The organism is Streptomyces sp. NPDC005963 (assembly GCF_040638655.1).
In the GTDB taxonomy this organism is placed as follows: domain Bacteria; phylum Actinomycetota; class Actinomycetes; order Streptomycetales; family Streptomycetaceae; genus Streptomyces.
Map to the genome: position 1 here is coordinate 331,109 of NZ_JBEXVD010000002.1, position 19,715 is coordinate 350,823.

The following is a 19,715-nucleotide window of genomic DNA, read 5'->3' on the forward strand; positions in this document are numbered from 1 at the left end:
GGCGTGCGCGGGTCTGTCGCCGTGGTCCGCCGGACGCTCGGGTATTTACTGGTCGGTACGCAGCGGGGAATAGCAAGAACCGGACAACCGCTCACCTATCCGCGGGGGACCGCGCCCGGCGGGCCCCCTGAGCTGGAGGTACCGTCCCGATGACCGACGCCGCCGACCACCGCATCGAGCGTGACTCCATGGGCGAGGTGCGGGTGCCCGCGCACGCCAAGTGGCGCGCCCAGACCCAACGGGCGCTGGAGAACTTCCCCATCTCGGGGCAGCGGCTGGAGCGGGCGCACATCGAGGCACTGGCCCGGATCAAGGCGGCTGCCGCCAAGGTCAACGCCGAGTTGGGGGTGCTCGACGAGGACATCGCGCAGGCCGTCGCCGAGGCCGCGGCCGAGGTCGCCGAAGGACGGTGGGACGACCACTTCCCCGTGGACGTCTTCCAGACCGGTTCCGGCACCTCGTCGAACATGAACACCAACGAGGTGCTGGCGACGCTCGCGGGTGAGCGCCTGGGGCGCCCGGTCCACCCGAACGACCATGTGAACGCCTCCCAGTCGTCCAACGACGTCTTCCCCTCCTCCATCCACATCGCGGCCACCGCGGCCGTCACCGCCGATCTGATCCCGGCGCTGGAGCACCTCGCCGGTTCGCTGGAGCGCAAGTCGGTCGAGTTCGCCGATGTGGTCAAGTCCGGGCGCACGCATTTGATGGACGCCACACCCGTCACCCTCGGCCAGGAGTTCGGCGGCTATGCGGCGCAGGTCCGCTACGGGGTCGAGCGGCTGGCCTCGGCGCTGCCGCGGCTGGCCGAACTGCCCCTCGGGGGGACGGCCGTGGGCACCGGCATCAACACCCCGCCGGGATTCTCGGCGGCCGTGATCGCCGAGGTAGCCCGGGCGACCGGGCTGCCGCTGACCGAGGCCCGCGACCACTTCGAGGCGCAGGGCGCCCGGGACGCCCTGGTGGAGACCTCCGGCCAGTTGCGCACGATCGCCGTCTCCCTCACCAAGATCGCCAACGATCTGCGCTGGATGGCCAGTGGTCCGCGTACCGGATTGGCCGAAATCAATCTGCCCGACCTCCAGCCGGGTTCGTCGATCATGCCGGGCAAGGTCAATCCGGTGATCCCCGAGGCGGTGCTGATGGTCGCCGCGCAGGTGATCGGCAACGACACCACGGTCACGGTCGCGGGCGCCGCGGGGAACTTCGAACTGAACGTGATGCTGCCGGTGCTGGCCCGCAATCTGCTGGAGTCGGTGCGGCTGCTGGCCCATGCGTCCCGGCTGCTCGCGGACCGCACGGTCGACGGCATCACCGCCAACGTCGAACGGGCCAGGGAGTACGCCGAGTCCTCTCCGTCCGTGGTCACCCCGCTCAACCAGTACATCGGGTACGAGGAGGCGGCGAAGGTCGCCAAGAAGTCGCTCGCGGAGCGCAAGACCATCCGCGAGGTCGTGCTGGAGTCGGGGTACGTGGAGCGCGGCGCCCTGACGCTGGAACAGTTGGACGAGGCCCTGGACGTGTTGCGGATGACCCGCCCGTAGCTCGTTGGGACGGGCCGTTGTGAAGATCCGGTACGGACTGGTGTGCCGTACTCCTAAAATCTGCTCATGACAGGCACGGAACGCATTGAACGCTGGAGCCCCGGAGACCACATCCTCTGGCGCTATCGCGGCCATGCCCCGGACCTGGCGGGACATTACGGGGTGGACATCTGCCGCCCCGTCACCGTCGTCCAGGACACCGCCGACGTGCTGGCCGTATGGATGGCTCCGGGTACGGAATGTGTGAAGCCGGTGCTCGTGGACGGCACCCCCGTCCACGAACAGCCGCTCGCCACCCGCTACACGGCTCCGCGCACGGTCAAGCGCGACCACTGGTTTGGCACTGGTGTGCTCAAGTTGGCCCGACCGGGCGAACCCTGGTCGGTCTGGCTGTTCTGGGAGCCGGGCTGGCGGTTCAAGAACTGGTACGTGAACCTGGAGGAGCCCCGCACCCGTTGGGCGGACGGCATCGACTCCGAGGATCACTTTCTGGACATCTGCGTCTATCCCGATCGCAGTTGGCGCTGGGAGGACGAGGACGAGTTCGACCAGGCCCAGCGGGTGGGTCTGATGGACGCCCAGAAGGCCGTGCAGGTGCGGGCCGCCGGGCTGGCGGCCGTGGAGGTCATCCACGCCTGGGCGGCGCCGTTCTCCGAGGGATGGGAGCACTGGCGGCCCGACCCCGGCTGGCGGGTGCCGGAGCTGCCGGCCGACTGGGATCGCACGGCCGCCAGGCTGGCGTCCTGAGGAGCGGCGGGCCGCCGTACACGGCCCGTCCCGTCCCTCACGCACGCGACGGTCGGGGCGGGCCCGGCACAGAGCGGGCGCCCCGCCCGCCCCCGGGAGCCGCCCCGCGGCACTCGGGCCGAGGTTGCCGGCGCGAGGTGACTTCAACGGGTGCACCTCCGGGGGCATGATGGTCCCGCGGGTGCGTCGGACACCCGTCCCGCAAGATGTCGGACTCCGGTCCCTGAACACACTCCGGCGCATACAAGGCCATGAGACTCTTGATACGCCCCCTGGGGGCAAACGTAGGATCGTCGTCCGCAGGGCTGCGTCGTTCGGAGTCGCTCGGAACCAACCGGTAACTCTTCGGCGCAGCGCACGACCTGACCGTAAGTCACCAAGTCAGCACAAGTTACTTCTAGGGGGTGGAGCCGTGCCGGATGCCCGCCACCCTGTCGACGCCACCTGTAGAGCGGGTACACCGCCTCACGAGGCGTTCGCATCGCACACCCGGCCCAGACGGACGGAAGCCCACGCGTGACGGAGCAGCCAACCTCCCACGAAGGCCGCCAGCCCTTGGCTGCGAGGCCCCAGGAACGCACCCGGCCGCGGGCGGATTCGGCCGGTTCGCCAGCCGTGCCCGCCCCCGCCGCCCCCTCCGTGGTCCCCGCGCCCAACGGCCCGCCGGCCGACATGCAGGATCTGGCGGCGACCGCGCGGCGCGAGGGTGACCGGCTGCGCTTCACCGGCGCAGCGACCCGCAGGATCGCTCGTGGCATAGACCTCGACGAGATCGTGCTGGGGCTGTGTCGGGCGACCGTGCCGACGTTCTCGGACGCGATCCTGGTCTTCCTCCGCGACCCGCTCCCCGTCGGGGACGAGCGCCCGGTCGCGCCGTTCGTGTTGCGGCTGCGGCGAACCGATCGGCTGCGTTTAGCCGAGGACAGCGGCGACTTCAGCACCTCCGCGCTGCTCGCCGGCGTCACCGGCGCCTCCCTTTCGACCTCGTCCCTCACCTCGCCGTCCGTCGATCCGCACACCGATCTCACACCCGCTTCGGAGCTGTGCGAGGTGCGGCCCGGTGGTGCGCTGTCGGAGGTGCTGCGCGGGGTGCGACCGGTCTTCGGCGATTCCGCCGCGGCCCGGGCAGCCCTGCCCGAGTTGCTGGGCGCCGATCGGACCGTGCCGAACGGACACCGCGCCATACTCGCCCCGCTGCGCGGACGCCGGCGGGTGATCGGTGCTGCGGTCTTCGTCCGGCGCCCCGACCGTCCGGCCTTCGAGCCGAACGACCTGCTGGTCGCAGCCCAGCTGGCCACGCACACCGCGCTCGGCATCGACAAGGCCGTGTTGTACGGGCGGGAGGCGTACATCGCCGACGAGCTCCAGCGCACGATGCTGCCGGACTCGCTGCCCCAGCCGACCGGAGTGCGCCTCGCGTCGCGGTATCTGCCCGCGGCCGAGACCGCACGGGTCGGCGGCGACTGGTACGACGCCATTCCACTGCCCGGCAGTCGGGTGGCGCTGGTGGTGGGCGACGTCATGGGGCATTCGATGACGTCTGCGGCGATCATGGGCCAGCTGCGGACGACCGCGCAGACGCTCGCCGGGCTGGACCTGCCGCCGCAGGAAGTGCTGCACCACTTGGACGAACAGGCGCAGCGGCTCGGTACGGACCGGATGGCGACCTGCATGTACGCGGTCTACGACCCGGTCTCGCACCGGATCACCATCGCCAACGCCGGCCATCCGCCACCGGTGCTGCTCCATCTGGGTGGCCGGGCCGAGGTGCTGCGGGTTCCGCCCGGGGCGCCGATCGGTGTCGGCGGGGTGGACTTCGAGGCTGTGGAGTTGGACGCACCGGCGGGGGCGACCCTGCTGCTGTACACGGACGGTCTGGTCGAGTCCCGGCTGAGGGACGTGTGGACGGGCATCGAGCAGCTCCGGGAGCGGCTGGCCGCGACCGCACAGCTGACCGGTCCCGATCACTCACCGCCGTTGGAGGCGCTCTGCGACGACGTCCTGGACATGCTGGGACCTGGCGATCGGGACGACGACATCGCCCTGCTCGCAGCCCGTTTCGACGGGATCGCGCCGAGTGATGTCGCCTACTGGTTCCTGGAGCCGGAGGACGCCGCCCCCGGGCGGGCCCGCCGGCTGGCTCGCCGTGCCCTGTCCCGATGGGGTCTGGAGGAGCTCAGCGATGCGGTAGAGCTGCTGGTCAGCGAGGTGGTGACCAATGCCGTGCGCTATGCGGAACGCCCGGTGACCCTGCGGCTGCTGCGGACGGACGTCCTGCGCTGTGAGGTCGGCGACGACTCTCCGCAGTTGCCCCGACAGCGTCGGGCGCGCGATACGGACGAGGGTGGTCGCGGGCTGTTCCTGGTGAACCGACTGGCGCGGCGCTGGGGTGCCACCCGGCTCTCCAGCGGCAAGGTGGTCTGGTTCGAGCTGCCCACCCGGGCCTGAACCCGGCCGCGCTGTGACGCACCCGCGCCCGGCGCCCCGGTAGCGCGAGCTGAGGGCCGCATCCCCGGTTCGGGGATGCGGCCCTCAGCCATGGGCGGCTGAGCCGTCGGTGGCGTCCATCCGGAGTCTTCTCCCCGTGGCGTCCCGAGCGGACGACGTCGGCGGACGGCCGTCACCCGATCGGGTTCAGGGCCCGGCCCCTGGGGGCATCGAGCGTCCCCGCTCACCCCACGCGCGGGCCACCGGTCGGACGGACGGGTCCGAGCACCGGGGGGACGGATCCGTACAAAAGTTGCCGACGAAGTGTCGGCGGAGTTGACTGGGGCACACGGCCGAAGCGACCACACCCTCATCCCCCATGCCCCGGGAGGACGCTCGTGACCGAGACATCGCCCAAAGCTCCGTACACGACCAACAACGCCGGCATCCCGGTGGAGAGCGATGAACACTCGCTCACCGTCGGCCCTGCGGGGCCGATCCTGCTCCAGGACCACTATCTGATCGAGAAGATGGCCCAGTTCAATCGCGAACGGGTCCCCGAACGGGTGGTGCACGCCAAGGGCTCGGGAGCGTACGGCTTCTTCGAGGTCACCCATGACGTCAGCCAGTTCACCAAGGCGGACCTTTTCCAGCCGGGGAAGCGCACCGACATGCTGGCCCGGTTCTCGACGGTCGCGGGTGAGCTGGGATCGCCCGACACCTGGCGCGACCCGCGCGGGTTCGCGCTGAAGTTCTACACCGAGCACGGCAACTACGACATGGTTGGCAACAACACGCCGATCTTCTTCGTGCGCGACCCGATCAAGTTCCAGGACTTCATCCGGTCCCAGAAGCGGCACCCGGCGACCGGGCTGCGCAACAACGAGATGCAGTGGGACTTCTGGACGCTCTCCCCCGAGAGCGCGCACCAGGTCACCTGGTTGATGGGGGACCGCGGCATCCCCCGCTCCTACCGGTTCATGAACGGCTACAGCTCGCACACGTACATGTGGGTGAACGGCGGCGGCGAGCGGTTCTGGGTGAAGTACCACTTCAAGACCGACCAGGGCATCGAGTTCCTCACCCAGGACGAGGCCGATGAGCTGGCCGGTCATGACGCGGACAAGCACCGCCGGGACCTCTACGAGGCGATCGAGTCCGGGAACGCCCCGAGCTGGAGCCTGAAGGTGCAGATCATGCCCTTCGAGGACGCGCCGGACTACCGGTTCAACCCGTTCGACCTGACCAAGGTGTGGCCGCACGGCGACTACCCGTTGATCGACGTCGGTCGGATGGTGCTGAACAAGAACCCCGATGACTACTTCGTCCACATCGAGCAGGCGGCCTTCGAGCCGTCGAACCTGGTGCCCGGCATCGGCCCGTCACCGGACAAGATGCTGCTCGGGCGGCTGTTCTCGTACCCGGACACCCATCGCTACCGGATCGGCCCGAACTACGCACAGCTGCCGCCGAACCGGCCGCACTCCGCGGTGAACTCGTACGCCAAGGACGGCCCGATGCGGTACGTGCCGTCGAACGCCTCGATGCCGTACGCACCGAACTCCTTCGGCGGGCCGGCGGCGGACGTGGACCGCTTCGGCGATCCGGCGGGTTGGGCGACGGCGGGCGACATGGTCCGCGAGGCGACCAAGGTGCACCGGGAGGACGACGACTGGGGCCAGGCGGGCACCCAGGTCCGTGAGGTGCTCGACGACGCGGCGCGCGACCGGCTGGTGGCGAACGTGTCCGGACATCTGCTCCAGGGCGTGTCCCGGCCGATCCTGGACCGGGCCTTCCAGTACTGGCGCAACATCGACAAGGAGATCGGTGACCGGATCGCCAACAAGGTGAACGGCGGCTGAGCCCCCTCCCTGAACGACGTGACGGCGGCACCCGGCCACAGGGCTGGGTGCCGCCGTCCTGTCTCATTCGCGGGAGCTGCTGCCCTCGCTGCCCTGGGTGGGGCGGCCGGACCTGCTGGGCTTGGGGTTGGGCTCCGTCGAGCGGCTGCTGCTGGTCGAGGGCTCGGGTTCCGCCTCGGACCTGCTCGGCGACGGCTCCTCGGCCGACGGCTCGGGTTCCGCTTCCGAGCGGCTCGGCGACGGGTCGTCGGTGGGCTCGGACGACTTGCTCGGAGTGGGGCTCGGCTCGTTCGACACCGAGGGCTCGGGCTCGGGCTCGCTGCGGGCGGGCTCCTTGACCTCCAGGTCGAAGCGGGCGTCCGCGTCCTGGCCGAGCGCCTTGGCCGTGTACTCCTGCCAGATCCGGGCGGGATAGCCACCGCCGCCCGTCCGCCCGGGGCTGATGGCGTCGGTCAGGGTGACCCGGCCGGTGCCGTCCTGCTTCTCGCCGAACAGCGCGACGGCCGTGACGAGCTTCGGCGTGTATCCGACGAACCAGGCGGCGAAGTTGTTCTCCGCGGTGCCGGTCTTGCCTGCGGCGTCGTAGTCGCCCTGGGCGTTGCGTCCCGAGCCGTTGCGCACGACGTCCTCCAGGGCGGAGGTCACGGTGTCCGCAGTGCCCCGGCTGATGACCTGCTTGCCAATCGGGTCGGCCAGGTCGGGCTTGCGCAACTGGTGCTCGGCGGACTTCAGGATGGTCGGCGTGACCTTCTTGCCGTGGTTGTCGAGGGTCGCGTACACCCCGGCCATGTCCCAGGTCGACGCGTGCATGGTGCCGAGCGACATCGCGGGGCGCTCGGGCCAGTCCTTGCCGTCGCGCATCCCGAGGTCGAGGGCGGTCTTCTTGGTCTTGTCGGGTCCCACGTCGACGATCATCTGGGCGTAGACCGAGTTGATCGAGCTGTTGGTGGCCTTCTGCACGCTGACCGGGCCCCAGTCGCGATCGTCCTCGTTCTCCGGATCGAAGGGCGTGTCACTGCCTTCGACCGGACGCTTGCTGGTGCCGTCGTAGATGGTGTTGAGCCCGATCGGCTGGTCGTCCTGGGTCTTCGCCTCGTTCTCCAGCGCGGATGCGAGGACCACCGGCTTGAAGGTGGACGCCGGGGTGTAGTCGCGGCGGGTGGCGTTGGACAGCCAGTGCTCGGTGGCGCCGATGCCGCCGTAGAGCGCGACGACGGCACCGGTCTCGGGGTCGACGGAGGTGGCGCCGGCCTGGACGGTGGCGTCCTTCTTGTCGCCCTTGCGGTCGAGCTTCGCCTCCAACTCCTTCTGGACGGACTTCTCCAACGCCTTCTGCCGCTTGCTGTCGACGGTGAGCGTGATCGTCCAGCCGCCGGCCTTGATGTCCTCTTCGCTGACTCCCTGGCGGACGAGTTCGGCGTTGGCGGCCTCGACGAGATAGCCGGTCTGTCCCTCCATCCCGGGGGCCGCCTTCGGCGCCTTGGGCACGGGGAAGGTCAGCCGATCGCGCTCGGCCGCGTCCAACCGGCCTTCCTCGACCATGTTGTTCAGGGTGTAGCGCCAGCGTTCGGTGACCAGCTTCTTGCCGGTGTCGGACGCCACCGCCCAGTCGTACTGGCTCGGCGCCTGGAGCAGGGCGGCCAGATACGCCCCCTGTGCGAGGGTCAGCTTCCCGGCGTCCACCCCGTAGTACGCCTGGGCGGCGGCCTGGATTCCGTAGGCGCCCCGCCCGTAGTAGCTGGTGTTGATGTACCCGGCGAGTATCTCGTCCTTGCTCTTCTCCCGGTCCACCTTGAGCGCGATCACCAGCTCCTTGAGCTTGCGCGTGACCGTCTGGTCCTGGTCCAGGTAGTAGTTCTTGACGTATTGCTGGGTGATCGTGGAGCCGCCCTGCTTGCCGCGGCCGGTGACGGTGCTGACGAGGGCGCGGGTCGTGCCCTTGAGGTCGACGCCGTGGTCCTTGTAGAACGACTTGTTCTCCGCCGCGACGAAGGTGTACCGGACGTCCTCGGGGATCTTCTCCAGACCGATGATCTCGCGGTTGACCTTGCCGGTACGGGTGAGGATCTTGCCGTCGCTGTACTTGTAGACGTTGCTCTGCATCTCCGCGTGGGCGTTGGCGGTGGGCACCGGAACCAACAGGTAGACGACGAAGAAGGCGCCCACGAGGAGCAGGCAGAGCCCGAGGAAGGTGCCCAGGAGCTTCCTCCAGGTGAAGAAGCGTCGTATGCCCTGGGGTGTGGCGGCCCTTCTGGACTGGCGGGCGCCGGTTTCCCGCGCCCGTCGGGCTTCCGCTCGGCCCATCGCTCGTCCGCTCCGCTCTCGCTCGCTGTCATCGGCACCGGTCGGTCCGGCGGTGGCTGTTGCTGACCGCAGGTCCGCCCACCGGTGCCGGGTGTCGGTCACCGCTTCGTGCGGCGTCGATGCCTGACGGCTGCCCGCACCCGGCGGCGCGAACCGTCCGGACGGCTACCGCCCGTGCCGTTGACTCCGGTTCTGGGTGCCGCCCGCCGGGACCAGGCCGCACGCAGGAAGCAGCTCAGAAAACTAGCACCGGCTCCTGTGACAAAGGTCCACCGATCCGGTCTTTACGGACGTGACAAACAGCACCCCGCCCGCTGGAACCGACCACCGGGGGGTGCAGAAGGTTGCCCCGCTGACGCCTGCCGAGATAATGTGTAATCACTTAGCTAGCTGGAGCACATCACTCTCCGAGGGATCGCTCCGGCCGTGACCTCATGCCGGCCACGGCCGAACGGACATGGAAAACGGGGGACCCCATGACGACAACCGGTGCCACGAACGCTCCACACACCGACGACGTACCGCAGATGCCGGCACCGCGCGTCCGCGAGTTCGCCGCGCACAGCATCGGCGGCGGACTCGCGCTCCTACTGGGACTGCTCGGCCTCGCCCTGGGCGTCCTCACCATCGTCTTCGGCGCCATGACCGGCAGTCCCGCGCTGATCGCGACCCTGGTCGTCCTCGGCAGTCTGATCACGTTCGCGGCGTTCCTCGCCATGTGCGGACTGAACATGGTCGCGCCCGGTGAGGCCCGGGTCGTCCAACTCTTCGGCCGCTACCGGGGCACCATCCGCACCGACGGGCTGCGTTGGGTCAACCCCCTCACCTCGCGGGAGAAGATCTCCACCCGGGTGCGCAACCACGAGACCGCCGTGCTGAAGGTCAACGACGCCTACGGCAACCCGATCGAGTTGGCCGCCGTCGTCGTGTGGAAGGTCGAGGACACCGCTCAGGCGCTGTTCGAGGTGGACGACTTCCTGGAGTTCGTCTCCACCCAGACCGAGGCCGCCGTGCGTCACATCGCCATCGAGTACCCCTACGACGCACACGAGGAGGACGGTCTGTCCCTGCGCGGCAACGCCGAGGAGATCACCGAGAAGCTCGCCGTCGAACTGCGCGCCAGGGTCGAAGCGGCCGGTGTGCACATCATCGAGTCCCGCTTCACCCATCTCGCGTACGCTCCCGAGATCGCCTCCGCCATGCTCCAGCGCCAGCAGGCGGGCGCCGTGGTCGCGGCACGCCGACTGATCGTGGACGGTGCGGTGGGCATGGTCGAAGAGGCGATCAACCGGATCGGGGAGCGGGACATCGTGGAACTGGACGCGGAACGGAAGGCGGCGATGGTGTCCAATCTGATGGTGGTGCTGTGCGGGGACCGCTCGGCCCAGCCGGTCCTCAACACGGGCACTCTCTACCAGTGACGCCCCCGGCCGAGCGCAAGCAGGTACTACTGCGGCTGGACCCGGTGGTCTACGACGCGCTGGCCCGTTGGGCGTCCGACGAACTGCGCAGCACCAATGCACAGATCGAGTACTTGCTAAGACGTGCACTGTCCGAGGCGGGTCGGCTGCCGGGGGGCGTGGGTCCCATCCCCCGGCGGGGTCGTCCGCCCAAGGGCACCCCCGGGGAGCAGCCGCCCCCGACAGCCCCGACGCAGGAGTGAGGGAACGCCCGGGCCGGTCAACACCGGTTCGGGCGCTCGTATGCAAAGGGGCCGTACTCACCACGTACAGTGCTGGGCATGTCGATAGGTCACACCCTCCTAGCGCTCCTGGAATCCGGGCCGCGCCACGGTTACGACCTCAAACGTGCCTTCGACGAGAAGTTCGGGCACGACCGTCCTCTGCACTACGGACAGGTCTACTCGACCATGTCGCGGCTGCTCAAGAACGGGCTGGTCGAGGTCGACGGCATCGAGGCGGGCGGCGGACCGGAGCGCAAGCGCTACGCGATCACCGAAGCCGGGATCACCGATGTGTCGACCTGGCTCACCCACCCGGAGAAGCCGGAGCCCTACCTCCAGTCCACCCTGTACACCAAGGTGGTCATCGCCCTGCTCACCGGGCGCAGCGCCGGCGCCCTGCTCGACACCCAGCGTGCCGAGCACCTGCGGCTGATGCGGGTGCTCACCGACCGCAAACGGCACGGCGACTTGGCGGACCAACTGATCTGCGACCACGCGCTGTTCCACCTCGAAGCCGATCTGCGCTGGCTGGAGCTGACCTCCACCCGGCTGGACCGGCTCGCCGCGGAGGTCGGCGCATGATCCCCGAGGGGTCCCTCCTCGTCGCCGAGGACCTCCACAAGTCCTACGCCCGCACCTCGGCCCTCGCGGGTGCCTCCTTCTCCATCCATCCCGGCGAGGTGGTGGCGGTGCTGGGCCCGTCGGGCTCCGGCAAGTCGACGTTGTTGCACTGTCTCGCGGGGATCGTCCCACCGGACTCGGGCACGGTTCGCTACGCCGGGCAGGACCTGGGTGCGCTCTCCGACGCCGAACGCAGCGCGCTGCGGCGCTCCGACTTCGGGTTCGTCTTCCAGTTCGGGCAACTCGTCCCGGAGTTGACCTGTACGGAGAACGTGGCCCTGCCGTTGCGTCTGGCGGGGATACGTCGCAAGGCAGCCGAGGCGACCGCCGTGGAGTGGCTGGAGCGTCTGGAGGTCACCGAAGTCGGCGCCAAACGCCCCGGGGAGATCTCCGGCGGCCAGGGGCAGCGCGTGGCCGTCGCCCGCGCCCTGGTGACCTCGCCGCGGGTGGTGTTCGCCGACGAGCCGACCGGAGCCTTGGATTCCTACAGCGGCGAGCGGGTCATGGAGTTGCTGACCGAGGCGGCACGGTCGTCGAACGCGGCCGTCATCCTCGTCACGCACGAGACGCGTGTTGCCGCCTACTCGGACCGGGAGATCATCGTCCGCGACGGCATGACCCGCGATCCCGACCACGCCCTGTGACCCCCTTCCACCTCCCCCGCCTCCCCCACCTCGGCTGACTCCATGATCCGGACCCCCACACCATGACCCTCATACAAGAGCGCGAGGACCGTGCCCCCGTTCGGTACGAACGTCCCGGACGCACCCGCAGTTGGCTGCGGGACCTGGCCTACGGGATGCGTTTCGGGGCGTTCGGCGGACGCGAGGGTTGGGTGCGCAATGCGCTGACGGCCGTGGGCGTGGGGCTCGGGGTCGCCCTGCTGCTGATCGCGGCGTCGATACCGCAGATCATGGACAACCGGGATCGACGCGCCGAGGACCGTACCCCGTCCGAGATGGCGGCGTCCGAGATGACGGCGCCCGAGATGGCGAAGCCGTCTCCGACCGGGGCGACTCCGACCGGAGTCCTCTACGCGGACGCGTCCACCGAGTACCGCGAGAAGATGGTCAAGGGGCTGCTCCTGCACGCGGAAGGCGCCCGTCCGGCGCTGCCGCCCGGCATCGGGGAACTGCCAGGGCCGGGCGAGATGCTGGTCTCCCCCGCCCTCGCCGACCTGCTGGCGTCCGACGAGGGCCGGTTGCTCGTCGACCGGTTGGACTACCGGACGATCGGCACCATCGGGAAAGAGGGCCTCCTCGACCCCGGTGAGCTCTACTTCTATGCGGGGAGTCCCAGCCTGGTTCCCGGCGACGGGGTCGGCCGGACGGACGGCTGGGGCGGTCCCGCATCGGAATCCCTCCCGTACGATCCGCTCCTCGTCGTGGTGATCACCCTCGCCTGCGTCGTCCTGCTGGTGCCCGTGGCGGTGTTCATCGCCACCGCCGTGCGGTTCGGCGGGGATCGCCGCGATCGACGACTGGCCGCACTGCGTCTGGTGGGGGCGGATGCACCCACCACCCGGCGGATCGCCGCGGGCGAGGCACTGTTCGGTTCGGTGCTGGGGGTGGTCTGCGGCATCGCCCTGTTCGTCCTGGTCCGGCAGTTCGCCGGCTGGATACGCATCTGGGAGTTGAGCGCCTTCCCCTCGGACGTGGTCCCGCTGCCCGAGCTCACCGCCGCGCTGTTGGTGACCGTTCCGGTGGCATCGGTCGTGATCACCCTGATCGCCCTGCGTTCGGTGATGATCGAACCGCTCGGCGTGGTGCGCCGTTCGACTCCGCCGCGCCGGCGGTTCTGGTGGCGGCCACTGGTGCCCGCCACGGGACTCCTCCTCCTGCTGAACGAGAGCGGCATCGACGGCGACCCGCCCGAGTTCGTCCGGCCGCTCCCCATCGCGGCGGGCTCGATCCTGACGCTCCTGGGCGTGTCCGCCCTGCTTCCCTGGCTGATGGAAGCCTCGGTGGGCCGGCTGCGCGGTGGGCCGCTCTCCTGGCAGCTGGCGACCCGCCGACTCCAGCTGAACAGCGGCCCGCCGACCCGTGCGGTGAGCGGGATCATGGTCGCGGTGGCGGGGGCGATCGCCCTCCAGATGCTGTTCGCCGGGATGCACGACGAGTTCAACACGATGCTGGGCAAGGACCCCGGTTGGGACCGGCTCAACGTCTCCGCGGAACGCCCCAGCCGGGAGCTGGCGGACCGCATGACCCGGGAGCTGGGGCGGACCGAGGGGGTCCGGGATGTGGTCACGACGATCAGGGCAGAGGTGCGGGGGCCCCGGGAACATGCGATGACCTCGCTGACCATGGGCGACTGCGCCACCCTGAAGAAGTTGGCCACCATCCCTTCCTGCACGGACGGGGACGCCTTCGTCGTCCACAGCGCCCGTGACAAGGAGCAGAACGCCTGGGTGGACAACACCGCCCGCAAGGGGACCGCCCTGCTCCTGGGCGCCACCGGATCCACATCCTGGACCCTCCCGCGGAACGCGGCGACCGTCGTGACCAAGGACCCGGACGGCTGGGAGAACACCGGTGTCTTCGCCACCTTCGGCGCGCTGGACGTCTCACGCTTGCCGGGCGGCGCGACGACATCCCTGGTGACGCTGGACGGAAGCGTCCCCGACGCCCGGGAACACGCCCGGAACACCGTCGCCGCCGTCGCCCCCGGTCTACGGATCTGGTCGATCCGGATGATCGAGCGCGATGCCCGGTACGAGAGCCTCCAGACCGGCCTGCTCGCAGCGGCCACCGCCACGCTGGGCCTGATCGCCGCCTCGATGCTCGTGTCACAGCTCGAACAGCTCAGAGAACGTCAACGGCTGCTGTCGTCACTGGTGGCCTTCGGAACCCCTCGCTCCACCCTGGCGCTCTCCGTGCTGTGGCAGACCGCCGTGCCGGTGGTGCTCGGAACGGCGGTGGCCGTTGCCGGCGGTCTGGCCCTCGGGGCAGCGATGCTGAATCTGAGCGGGAATGAGATCACTCGCTGGTGGCTGTTCCTACCGGTGGCGGGGGTGGGCGCCGGGGTCATCCTGCTGGTGACGCTGCTCAGCCTGCCGCCGCTGTGGCGGATGATGCGCCCGGACGGCCTCCGAACGGAATGACCCGGCCCGCGGTCTTGCCCTTCCGCTCGATCTGCTCCTGCTGAGGCCGGAGACTCGCGGAGGTCAGAAGACCCGCCAGGGTCAGGAAGCGATCCGCACCGGCAGCGGGCGCAGTGCCTCGCGCAGCTCCCCGGCGAACTCCGCGAACTCCCCCTGCCGTGCGGCTCCGGGGCGTGCGACCAGGGCGATCCTGCGGGTGGGGGCGGGCTCGGCAAACGAGGCGGTCTTCAGCCCGCCCCGACCGGCTTCGACCTCGACGGCCGTACGGGGAAGCAGCGTGACCCCCAGACCACCGGCCACCAGCTGGACCAGGGTGGAGAGCCCCGCGGCCGTGGTGGTCACCGACGCATCGTCCCCCCGACCTGCCTCGCGACAGATGTCGAGGGCCTGGCCGCGCAGACAGTGCCCCTCGTCCAACAGGAGCAGTGGCAGTTCCCTGAGCGCCCCCGGGGCTATGTCCGGCCGGCCCCCGAGGGGATGGCTCTCGGGTGTGACCAGGACGAAGTCCTCGTCGAAGAGCGGGAACTCGGTCAGTCCGGGCAGCCCCAGCGGCAGGGCGAGCAGCAGCAGGTCGAGCCGCCCCGCGGTGAGACCGTCGAGCAGTGAGGCAGTCTGCTCCTCGTGCACCTGGAGTTCGAGGTCGGGGTAGGTGTCCTGGACCAGTCGGAGGACCGTCGGCAGCAGATAGGGCGCAACGGTGGGGATCACCCCGAGCCTCAGGAGGCCCGTGAAGGGCGCCCGTACCGCTTCGGCCTCGTCCATCAGCGTGCCGACCGCCTGGAGGACGTCATGTGCCCGGGCGGCGAGCCGCTCGCCCGCGGGGGAGAGCAGCACCTTGCGGGTCGTCCGCTCGACCAGCTGCACCCCGAGGGCGTCCTCCAGAGCGGAGAGCGCGCCGGACAGGGCGGGCTGGCTCATCCCGATGGCCGCGGCGGCATCCCTGAAGTGCAGATGCTCGGCAACGGCCGCGAAGGCGCGCAACTGGGTGAGGCTGGGCTGCTTGCCCCGGTTCACTGCGCCCACTGATCAGCCCTTTCAATCATTCCCTAGGAGTTTAATCGACTTCTCGACATCGTTTTCCCGGGCGAAGTCGCGGGGAACGCCGTGAGACGGGTTACGGACGCCGTGCCCGAGGCGGTCACGCAACCGATCCGTCGTGCAGGAGACGCGGTCGCCGCCAAGGCCATGCGACCGGCGCTCGGCGCCACGGCGGCGTTGCTGGAGTTTGGTCAACGACTGGGCCATGGAACTCAACGACCCGAAGGTTGTACGGCTTCGGGCGACAGCCCTACTCAGGCGCCCGTACGACGGCCGGCGTCGTCATCCCGTTGTACTCAAGGGCGATCGGGTCCAACTCGACGCTCTGGACGAGGACACTCGGGAGGTCCTTGAATCGCGCCAGGCCGTCAGCGATGGCCTGCGTCATGGCCTCCGCCTCGAAGGAGCAGGTGAACCAGGAGCGCTCGGGGGATTCGACCAGCGAGATCCTTCCGTCGTGAAAGCTGGCCAACTGTGCCAGCGCATCGGACTGCTCCTCGGTCATGACATCCTGGAGAATCAGATTGAAGTACCAGTTACGCGCAAGCGCGGTGCTGCCTGACGAATCCATCGATATACCTCCCTTCTTCGCTCGGGTTCTGCGGCGTGCACGAAACCGTGCGCCGCTGGTTGCACGGACAGCACAGCACGTATCCCCACCGGTGCCCGCCTCCCGTGCGAGTCACCTTGAGCCCGGCAGCCTCCGCCCTCTTAAGCGCTGCCTCAACATCCTTCTTCTGATGCCGGTCGCCGAATGCATAACCGTGGTTCTACTCGCCGACCGCGAGGAAGATACGAAGCTCAAGGCGGAGTCGCCCGATCGAGCTAGCCGGTATCAGTGCGGCCCCAGGCATTGATCGCTCCACCCGATCACACTGACCACATTGATCAATTTCATCCGCGATCAAGGGTGTGACAGGGTGCATTTGTCCACACCCTCATGCACCTTGGAGTAACACCGTGCTCACTGTCGGCGACCAGTTCCCCACCTTCGAGCTCACTGCCTGCGTCTCCCTGGAGACCGGCAAGGAGTTCGAGGTCATCAACCACAAGTCCTACGAGGGCAAGTGGAAGGTCGTCTTCGCGTGGCCGAAGGACTTCACCTTCGTCTGCCCCACCGAGATCGCGGCCTTCGGCAAGCTGAACGACGAGTTCGCCGACCGTGACGCCCAGGTCCTCGGCTTCTCCGGTGACTCGGAGTTCGTCCACCACGCCTGGCGCAAGGACCACGCCGACCTGCGTGACCTGCCCTTCCCGATGCTGGCCGACTCCAAGCACGAGCTGATGCGCGACCTGGGCATCGAAGGTGCCGACGGCTTCGCCCAGCGTGCCGTCTTCATCGTCGACCCGAACAACGAGATCCAGTTCACCATGGTGACCGCCGGCTCCGTCGGGCGTAACCCCAAGGAGGTCCTGCGGGTGCTGGACGCGCTCCAGACCGACGAGCTGTGCCCGTGCAACTGGACCAAGGGCGAGACCACCCTGGACCCCGTCGCCCTGCTGGCCGGTGAGTGATCCATGTCCCTCGACGCGCTGAAGTCCGCCATACCGGACTACGCCAAGGACCTGAAGCTCAACCTCGGTTCGGTGATCGGCAACAACGACAAGCTCTCCCAGCAGCAGCTGTGGGGGACCGTCCTCGCCACCGCGATCGCCTCCCGCAGCCCGATCGCCCTGCGCGAGCTGGAGCCCGAGGCCAAGGCCAACCTCTCCCCGGAGGCGTACACCGCCGCCAAGTCCGCCGCCGCGGTCATGGCGATGAACAACGTCTTCTACCGGACCCGGCACCTGCTGTCTGACCCGGAGTACGGCACCCTGCGCGCCGGTCTGCGGATGAACGTCATCGGCAACCCGGGCGTGGAGAAGGTCGACTTCGAGCTGTGGTCGCTCGCGGTCTCGGCCGTCAACGGCTGCGGGCAGTGCCTCGACTCCCATGAGCAGGTGCTGCGCAAGGCCGGCATGGACCGCGAGACGATCCAGGAAGCCTTCAAGATCGCGGCGGTCGTCCAGGCCGTCGGCACCACGCTGGACTCCGAGGCGGCTCTGGCCCAGTAGTCCGGCCCCACCGCTCCACCGCTCCACCGCTCCACCGCAAGAAGGACCCCGCCAATGTGCGAACGGCGGGGTCCTTCGTCGTCCGCGCCCGGCGGACCGGTGGTCTCAGCTCTGGAGCTTGGCCATCAGCGCCCTGGTGTCGGCGATCATGGACGCCTTGATCCCGGAGAGATTGGTGGGCGGACGGGCGCCGCTCTCGCCGTACTCGTCGAGGACGACACTCAGACTGAGCACGGCCTGACCGTCCAGGACATGGAGAGAGGGCTCCGCTCCACTCCCCAGGATGAAGAAGGCGTTCTCGCCCAGTCGTTCGATGCGTGTGAGCGAGGTGGGGGACTCGTCGACCCCGAGCGGCGGCATCAGACCGGCCTCGAACTCCGGCCCCGGATCGATCTTCTTGTGCAGGGTGTACTTCACACTGACCAGGGCCGGATAGCGATTCTGCGACTCGTCACCCTGGAAGGAGAAGGAGCAGCCCGTCCCGTGCTGGTCCGGGTGGACCCGGGTGAACGGGCTGGTCGCCGACGGTGATGTGCCCAGCTCCGTCCTCAGCGCCTTGAGCTGTGCGTCGAGACAGAGGTTGCCGGTGGCCCGCCATGCACCGGTGTCGGGCTCCGGTGTCGGTCCATCGTGCGCGTAGAGCACACCGGCCCAGACCGCCGATGCGGCGAGCGCTCCCCCGAGCGCCCAGAGCCAGGGCCGACGCCCTGCATCGGAGGACGGTTCGGGCTCCACGGGCGGGTGGGGCTCCGGGCGCTGTTCCGGGATCGACCGCGCATCCCTGAAGAAATCGTTCCCGTCGGACAGTTCCGGCTCGGATATCACGGCGCTTCCCTCGTCGTCGACTCCGGCGGCACGGCGGGCGAGGAGCCCAGTGCCGTGGCGCCGTGCGGCTTCGCCGTGCCCTTCAGCGCCTGTTCCCTGCTGTACGCCCGCAGGTAGCCCACCACTGTATTGGTCACGGCGACCAGCGGTACGGCGACCACCGCACCGCCGATGCCGGCCGTCAGTCCGCCGACTGCGACAGCGAGCACCACGGCGAGCGGATGGACGCGTACCGCGCGGCCGAGGATGAAGGGCTGGAGTACGTGGCCCTCAATCTGCTGCACCGCCAGCACCACGATCAACACCATCAACGCGGTGAACACGCCCTGGGTGACCAGTGCGACGACGACCGCCAGCGCTCCCGAGATCACCGCGCCGACCAGGGGGATGAAGGCGAACAGGAAGATGAAGACGGCGAGCGGTACGGCCATCGGCACATCGAGGATGTAGATGCCGAGTCCGATGAAGATCGCGTCGATCAAGGCGACCAGCACCGTGCCGCGCACATAGGCGGTCAAGGTGCGCCATGCCCGGGGACCTGCGCCGGCGACCCCCGCACGGGCCTGGGCGGGGACCAGTTTGAGGGTCCAGTTCCAGATCCGGTTGCCGTCGTAGAGCAGGAAGAGCGTGGAGAACATCGCCAGCAGTATTCCGGTGAGGATCTCCACCATCACCGTCACACCCTGCAACCCCGCCGAGGTGATCTCCTCGGTGTTGGTGCCGATGGTGTCGCTCAGGTTCTCCGCGATGTCATTGATCTGGCTTTCCGTGACGTGGAAGGGGCTGTCGAGGAGCCAGCGCTTCAACTCCTCGATGCCGTCCCTGACCCGGTCGGAGAGGTCGCCGAGGTTCTCCAGGACCTGCCAGACGACGAACCAGCCGACCAGTCCCATGATGACGAATCCGGCGACGGCGGTGACCGCGGTGGCCAGTCCGCGCGGTAGCCCGAACCTGCGCAGTCGGGCCACGGTCGGTTGGAGCAGGGCGGTGATCAGCAGGGCGGCGACGAAGGCGAGCACCACGAGTTGTACGGCACTGATCACCCGCATCAGCACCCACAACGTCCCCGCCAGCACCAGGAGCCGCCATCCAGCTTCGGCCGCCACCCGCATCCCCCACGGAATGGCGGCCACCGGATCGGGCCTGGGCAGGACGGCGGGCGCGTACGGAGGAGGCGCGGGCACGCTCTGCGGCCCGATCCCAGAGGCCGTGAAGTCCTCGCCGTCGGCCGGTTCCTCGACGTTCACATCCAGGTCGGCCGGATCGGGGGAACGTTTCTGGCCCTCGCCCATGCGCTCGGACATACGGGTGAGCGACTCGCCCCAACCGGCGAGCCACCCTGGCACTTTCGACATGACGGTCCTTCTTCCCCCCATAACTCCTCCCGAGACCCCGGGATCGACGACGCTACACGCAACGGAGCCCCTCACCGTAGGGACGGTGAGGGGCGTGCCGAAGTTGAGCGGGAGTCATGACGGGCTGGAGGGCCCGTGCGACCTCTGCTT

General features: G+C 69.1%; 16 protein-coding genes. 11 read left to right on the forward strand and 5 right to left on the reverse strand.

Annotated features, from left to right (window positions below):
• Positions 1-149 precede the first annotated feature (149 nt).
• From ABZ348_RS04680 to ABZ348_RS04695, 4 genes are all read left to right on the forward strand, one after another.
• Positions 150-1,544 (forward strand): class II fumarate hydratase, encoded by a 1,395-nt coding sequence (locus tag ABZ348_RS04680; protein WP_358929303.1) that lies wholly within the window; start codon positions 150-152, stop codon positions 1,542-1,544.
• Between the two features lie 66 nt (positions 1,545-1,610).
• Positions 1,611-2,291: a DUF402 domain-containing protein gene (locus tag ABZ348_RS04685; protein WP_358929305.1), complete on the forward strand. Its 681-nt coding sequence runs from the start codon at positions 1,611-1,613 to the stop codon at positions 2,289-2,291.
• A 516-nt stretch (positions 2,292-2,807) separates the two neighbouring features.
• A complete protein-coding gene (locus ABZ348_RS04690; RefSeq protein WP_358929307.1) occupies positions 2,808-4,739 on the forward strand; it encodes a SpoIIE family protein phosphatase in 1,932 nt (643 codons plus the stop codon).
• A 377-nt stretch (positions 4,740-5,116) separates the two neighbouring features.
• Positions 5,117-6,580 carry a catalase gene (locus ABZ348_RS04695; protein WP_358929309.1) on the forward strand — a complete coding sequence of 488 codons (1,464 nt, stop codon included), beginning with the start codon at positions 5,117-5,119 and terminating at the stop codon, positions 6,578-6,580.
• Positions 6,581-6,643: 63 nt separating this feature from the next.
• Here the strand turns inward: ABZ348_RS04695 and ABZ348_RS04700 are convergent, their stop codons facing one another.
• Complete coding sequence (locus ABZ348_RS04700; RefSeq protein WP_358929311.1) at positions 6,644-8,884, reverse strand: transglycosylase domain-containing protein; 2,241 nt, start codon at positions 8,882-8,884, stop codon at positions 6,644-6,646.
• 476 nt (positions 8,885-9,360) lie between these two features.
• Here ABZ348_RS04700 and ABZ348_RS04705 point away from each other — a divergent pair, with 476 nt between their 5' ends.
• The 5 genes from ABZ348_RS04705 to ABZ348_RS04725 all read left to right on the forward strand — a co-directional run bounded on the left by ABZ348_RS04705 (position 9,361) and on the right by ABZ348_RS04725 (position 14,292).
• Complete coding sequence (locus tag ABZ348_RS04705; RefSeq protein WP_358929313.1) at positions 9,361-10,305, forward strand: SPFH domain-containing protein; 945 nt, start codon at positions 9,361-9,363, stop codon at positions 10,303-10,305.
• Positions 10,302-10,547, forward strand: coding sequence for a hypothetical protein (locus ABZ348_RS04710; protein WP_358929315.1), 246 nt, complete (start codon positions 10,302-10,304; stop codon positions 10,545-10,547). The genes ABZ348_RS04705 and ABZ348_RS04710 overlap by 4 nt, the downstream gene beginning before the upstream one ends.
• Before the next feature lie 78 nt (positions 10,548-10,625).
• Positions 10,626-11,150 (forward strand): PadR family transcriptional regulator, encoded by a 525-nt coding sequence (locus ABZ348_RS04715; RefSeq protein ID WP_358929317.1) that lies wholly within the window; start codon positions 10,626-10,628, stop codon positions 11,148-11,150.
• Positions 11,147-11,833 carry an ABC transporter ATP-binding protein gene (locus ABZ348_RS04720; protein WP_358929319.1) on the forward strand — a complete coding sequence of 229 codons (687 nt, stop codon included), beginning with the start codon at positions 11,147-11,149 and terminating at the stop codon, positions 11,831-11,833. Before ABZ348_RS04715 ends, ABZ348_RS04720 begins: the two co-directional genes overlap by 4 nt.
• 62 nt (positions 11,834-11,895) lie before the next feature.
• Positions 11,896-14,292: an FtsX-like permease family protein gene (locus tag ABZ348_RS04725; protein ID WP_358929321.1), complete on the forward strand. Its 2,397-nt coding sequence runs from the start codon at positions 11,896-11,898 to the stop codon at positions 14,290-14,292.
• Positions 14,293-14,373: 81 nt separating this feature from the next.
• Here ABZ348_RS04725 and ABZ348_RS04730 read toward each other — a convergent pair whose 3' ends face one another.
• Together ABZ348_RS04730 and ABZ348_RS04735 are read right to left on the reverse strand one after the other, a co-directional pair.
• Positions 14,374-15,315, reverse strand: a complete 942-nt coding sequence (locus ABZ348_RS04730) for a LysR substrate-binding domain-containing protein (RefSeq protein WP_358929323.1) — start codon at positions 15,313-15,315, stop codon at positions 14,374-14,376.
• A 265-nt stretch (positions 15,316-15,580) separates the two neighbouring features.
• Positions 15,581-15,901 carry a hypothetical protein gene (locus ABZ348_RS04735; protein WP_358929325.1) on the reverse strand — a complete coding sequence of 107 codons (321 nt, stop codon included), beginning with the start codon at positions 15,899-15,901 and terminating at the stop codon, positions 15,581-15,583.
• A gap of 389 nt (positions 15,902-16,290) precedes the next feature.
• Here ABZ348_RS04735 and ABZ348_RS04740 point away from each other — a divergent pair, with 389 nt between their 5' ends.
• Together ABZ348_RS04740 and ABZ348_RS04745 are read left to right on the forward strand one after the other, a co-directional pair.
• Positions 16,291-16,845: a peroxiredoxin gene (locus ABZ348_RS04740; protein ID WP_347729811.1), complete on the forward strand. Its 555-nt coding sequence runs from the start codon at positions 16,291-16,293 to the stop codon at positions 16,843-16,845.
• A 3-nt stretch (positions 16,846-16,848) separates the two neighbouring features.
• Positions 16,849-17,385, forward strand: coding sequence for an alkyl hydroperoxide reductase (locus tag ABZ348_RS04745; protein ID WP_358929327.1), 537 nt, complete (start codon positions 16,849-16,851; stop codon positions 17,383-17,385).
• Between the two features lie 105 nt (positions 17,386-17,490).
• Here the strand turns inward: ABZ348_RS04745 and ABZ348_RS04750 are convergent, their stop codons facing one another.
• Both ABZ348_RS04750 and ABZ348_RS04755 read right to left on the reverse strand, forming a co-directional pair.
• Complete coding sequence (locus ABZ348_RS04750; RefSeq protein ID WP_358929329.1) at positions 17,491-18,210, reverse strand: hypothetical protein; 720 nt, start codon at positions 18,208-18,210, stop codon at positions 17,491-17,493.
• On the reverse strand, positions 18,207-19,565 hold the full coding sequence (locus ABZ348_RS04755; protein WP_358929331.1) for an AI-2E family transporter: 1,359 nt from the start codon (positions 19,563-19,565) through the stop codon (positions 18,207-18,209). The genes ABZ348_RS04750 and ABZ348_RS04755 overlap by 4 nt, the downstream gene beginning before the upstream one ends.
• Positions 19,566-19,715 lie beyond the last annotated feature (150 nt).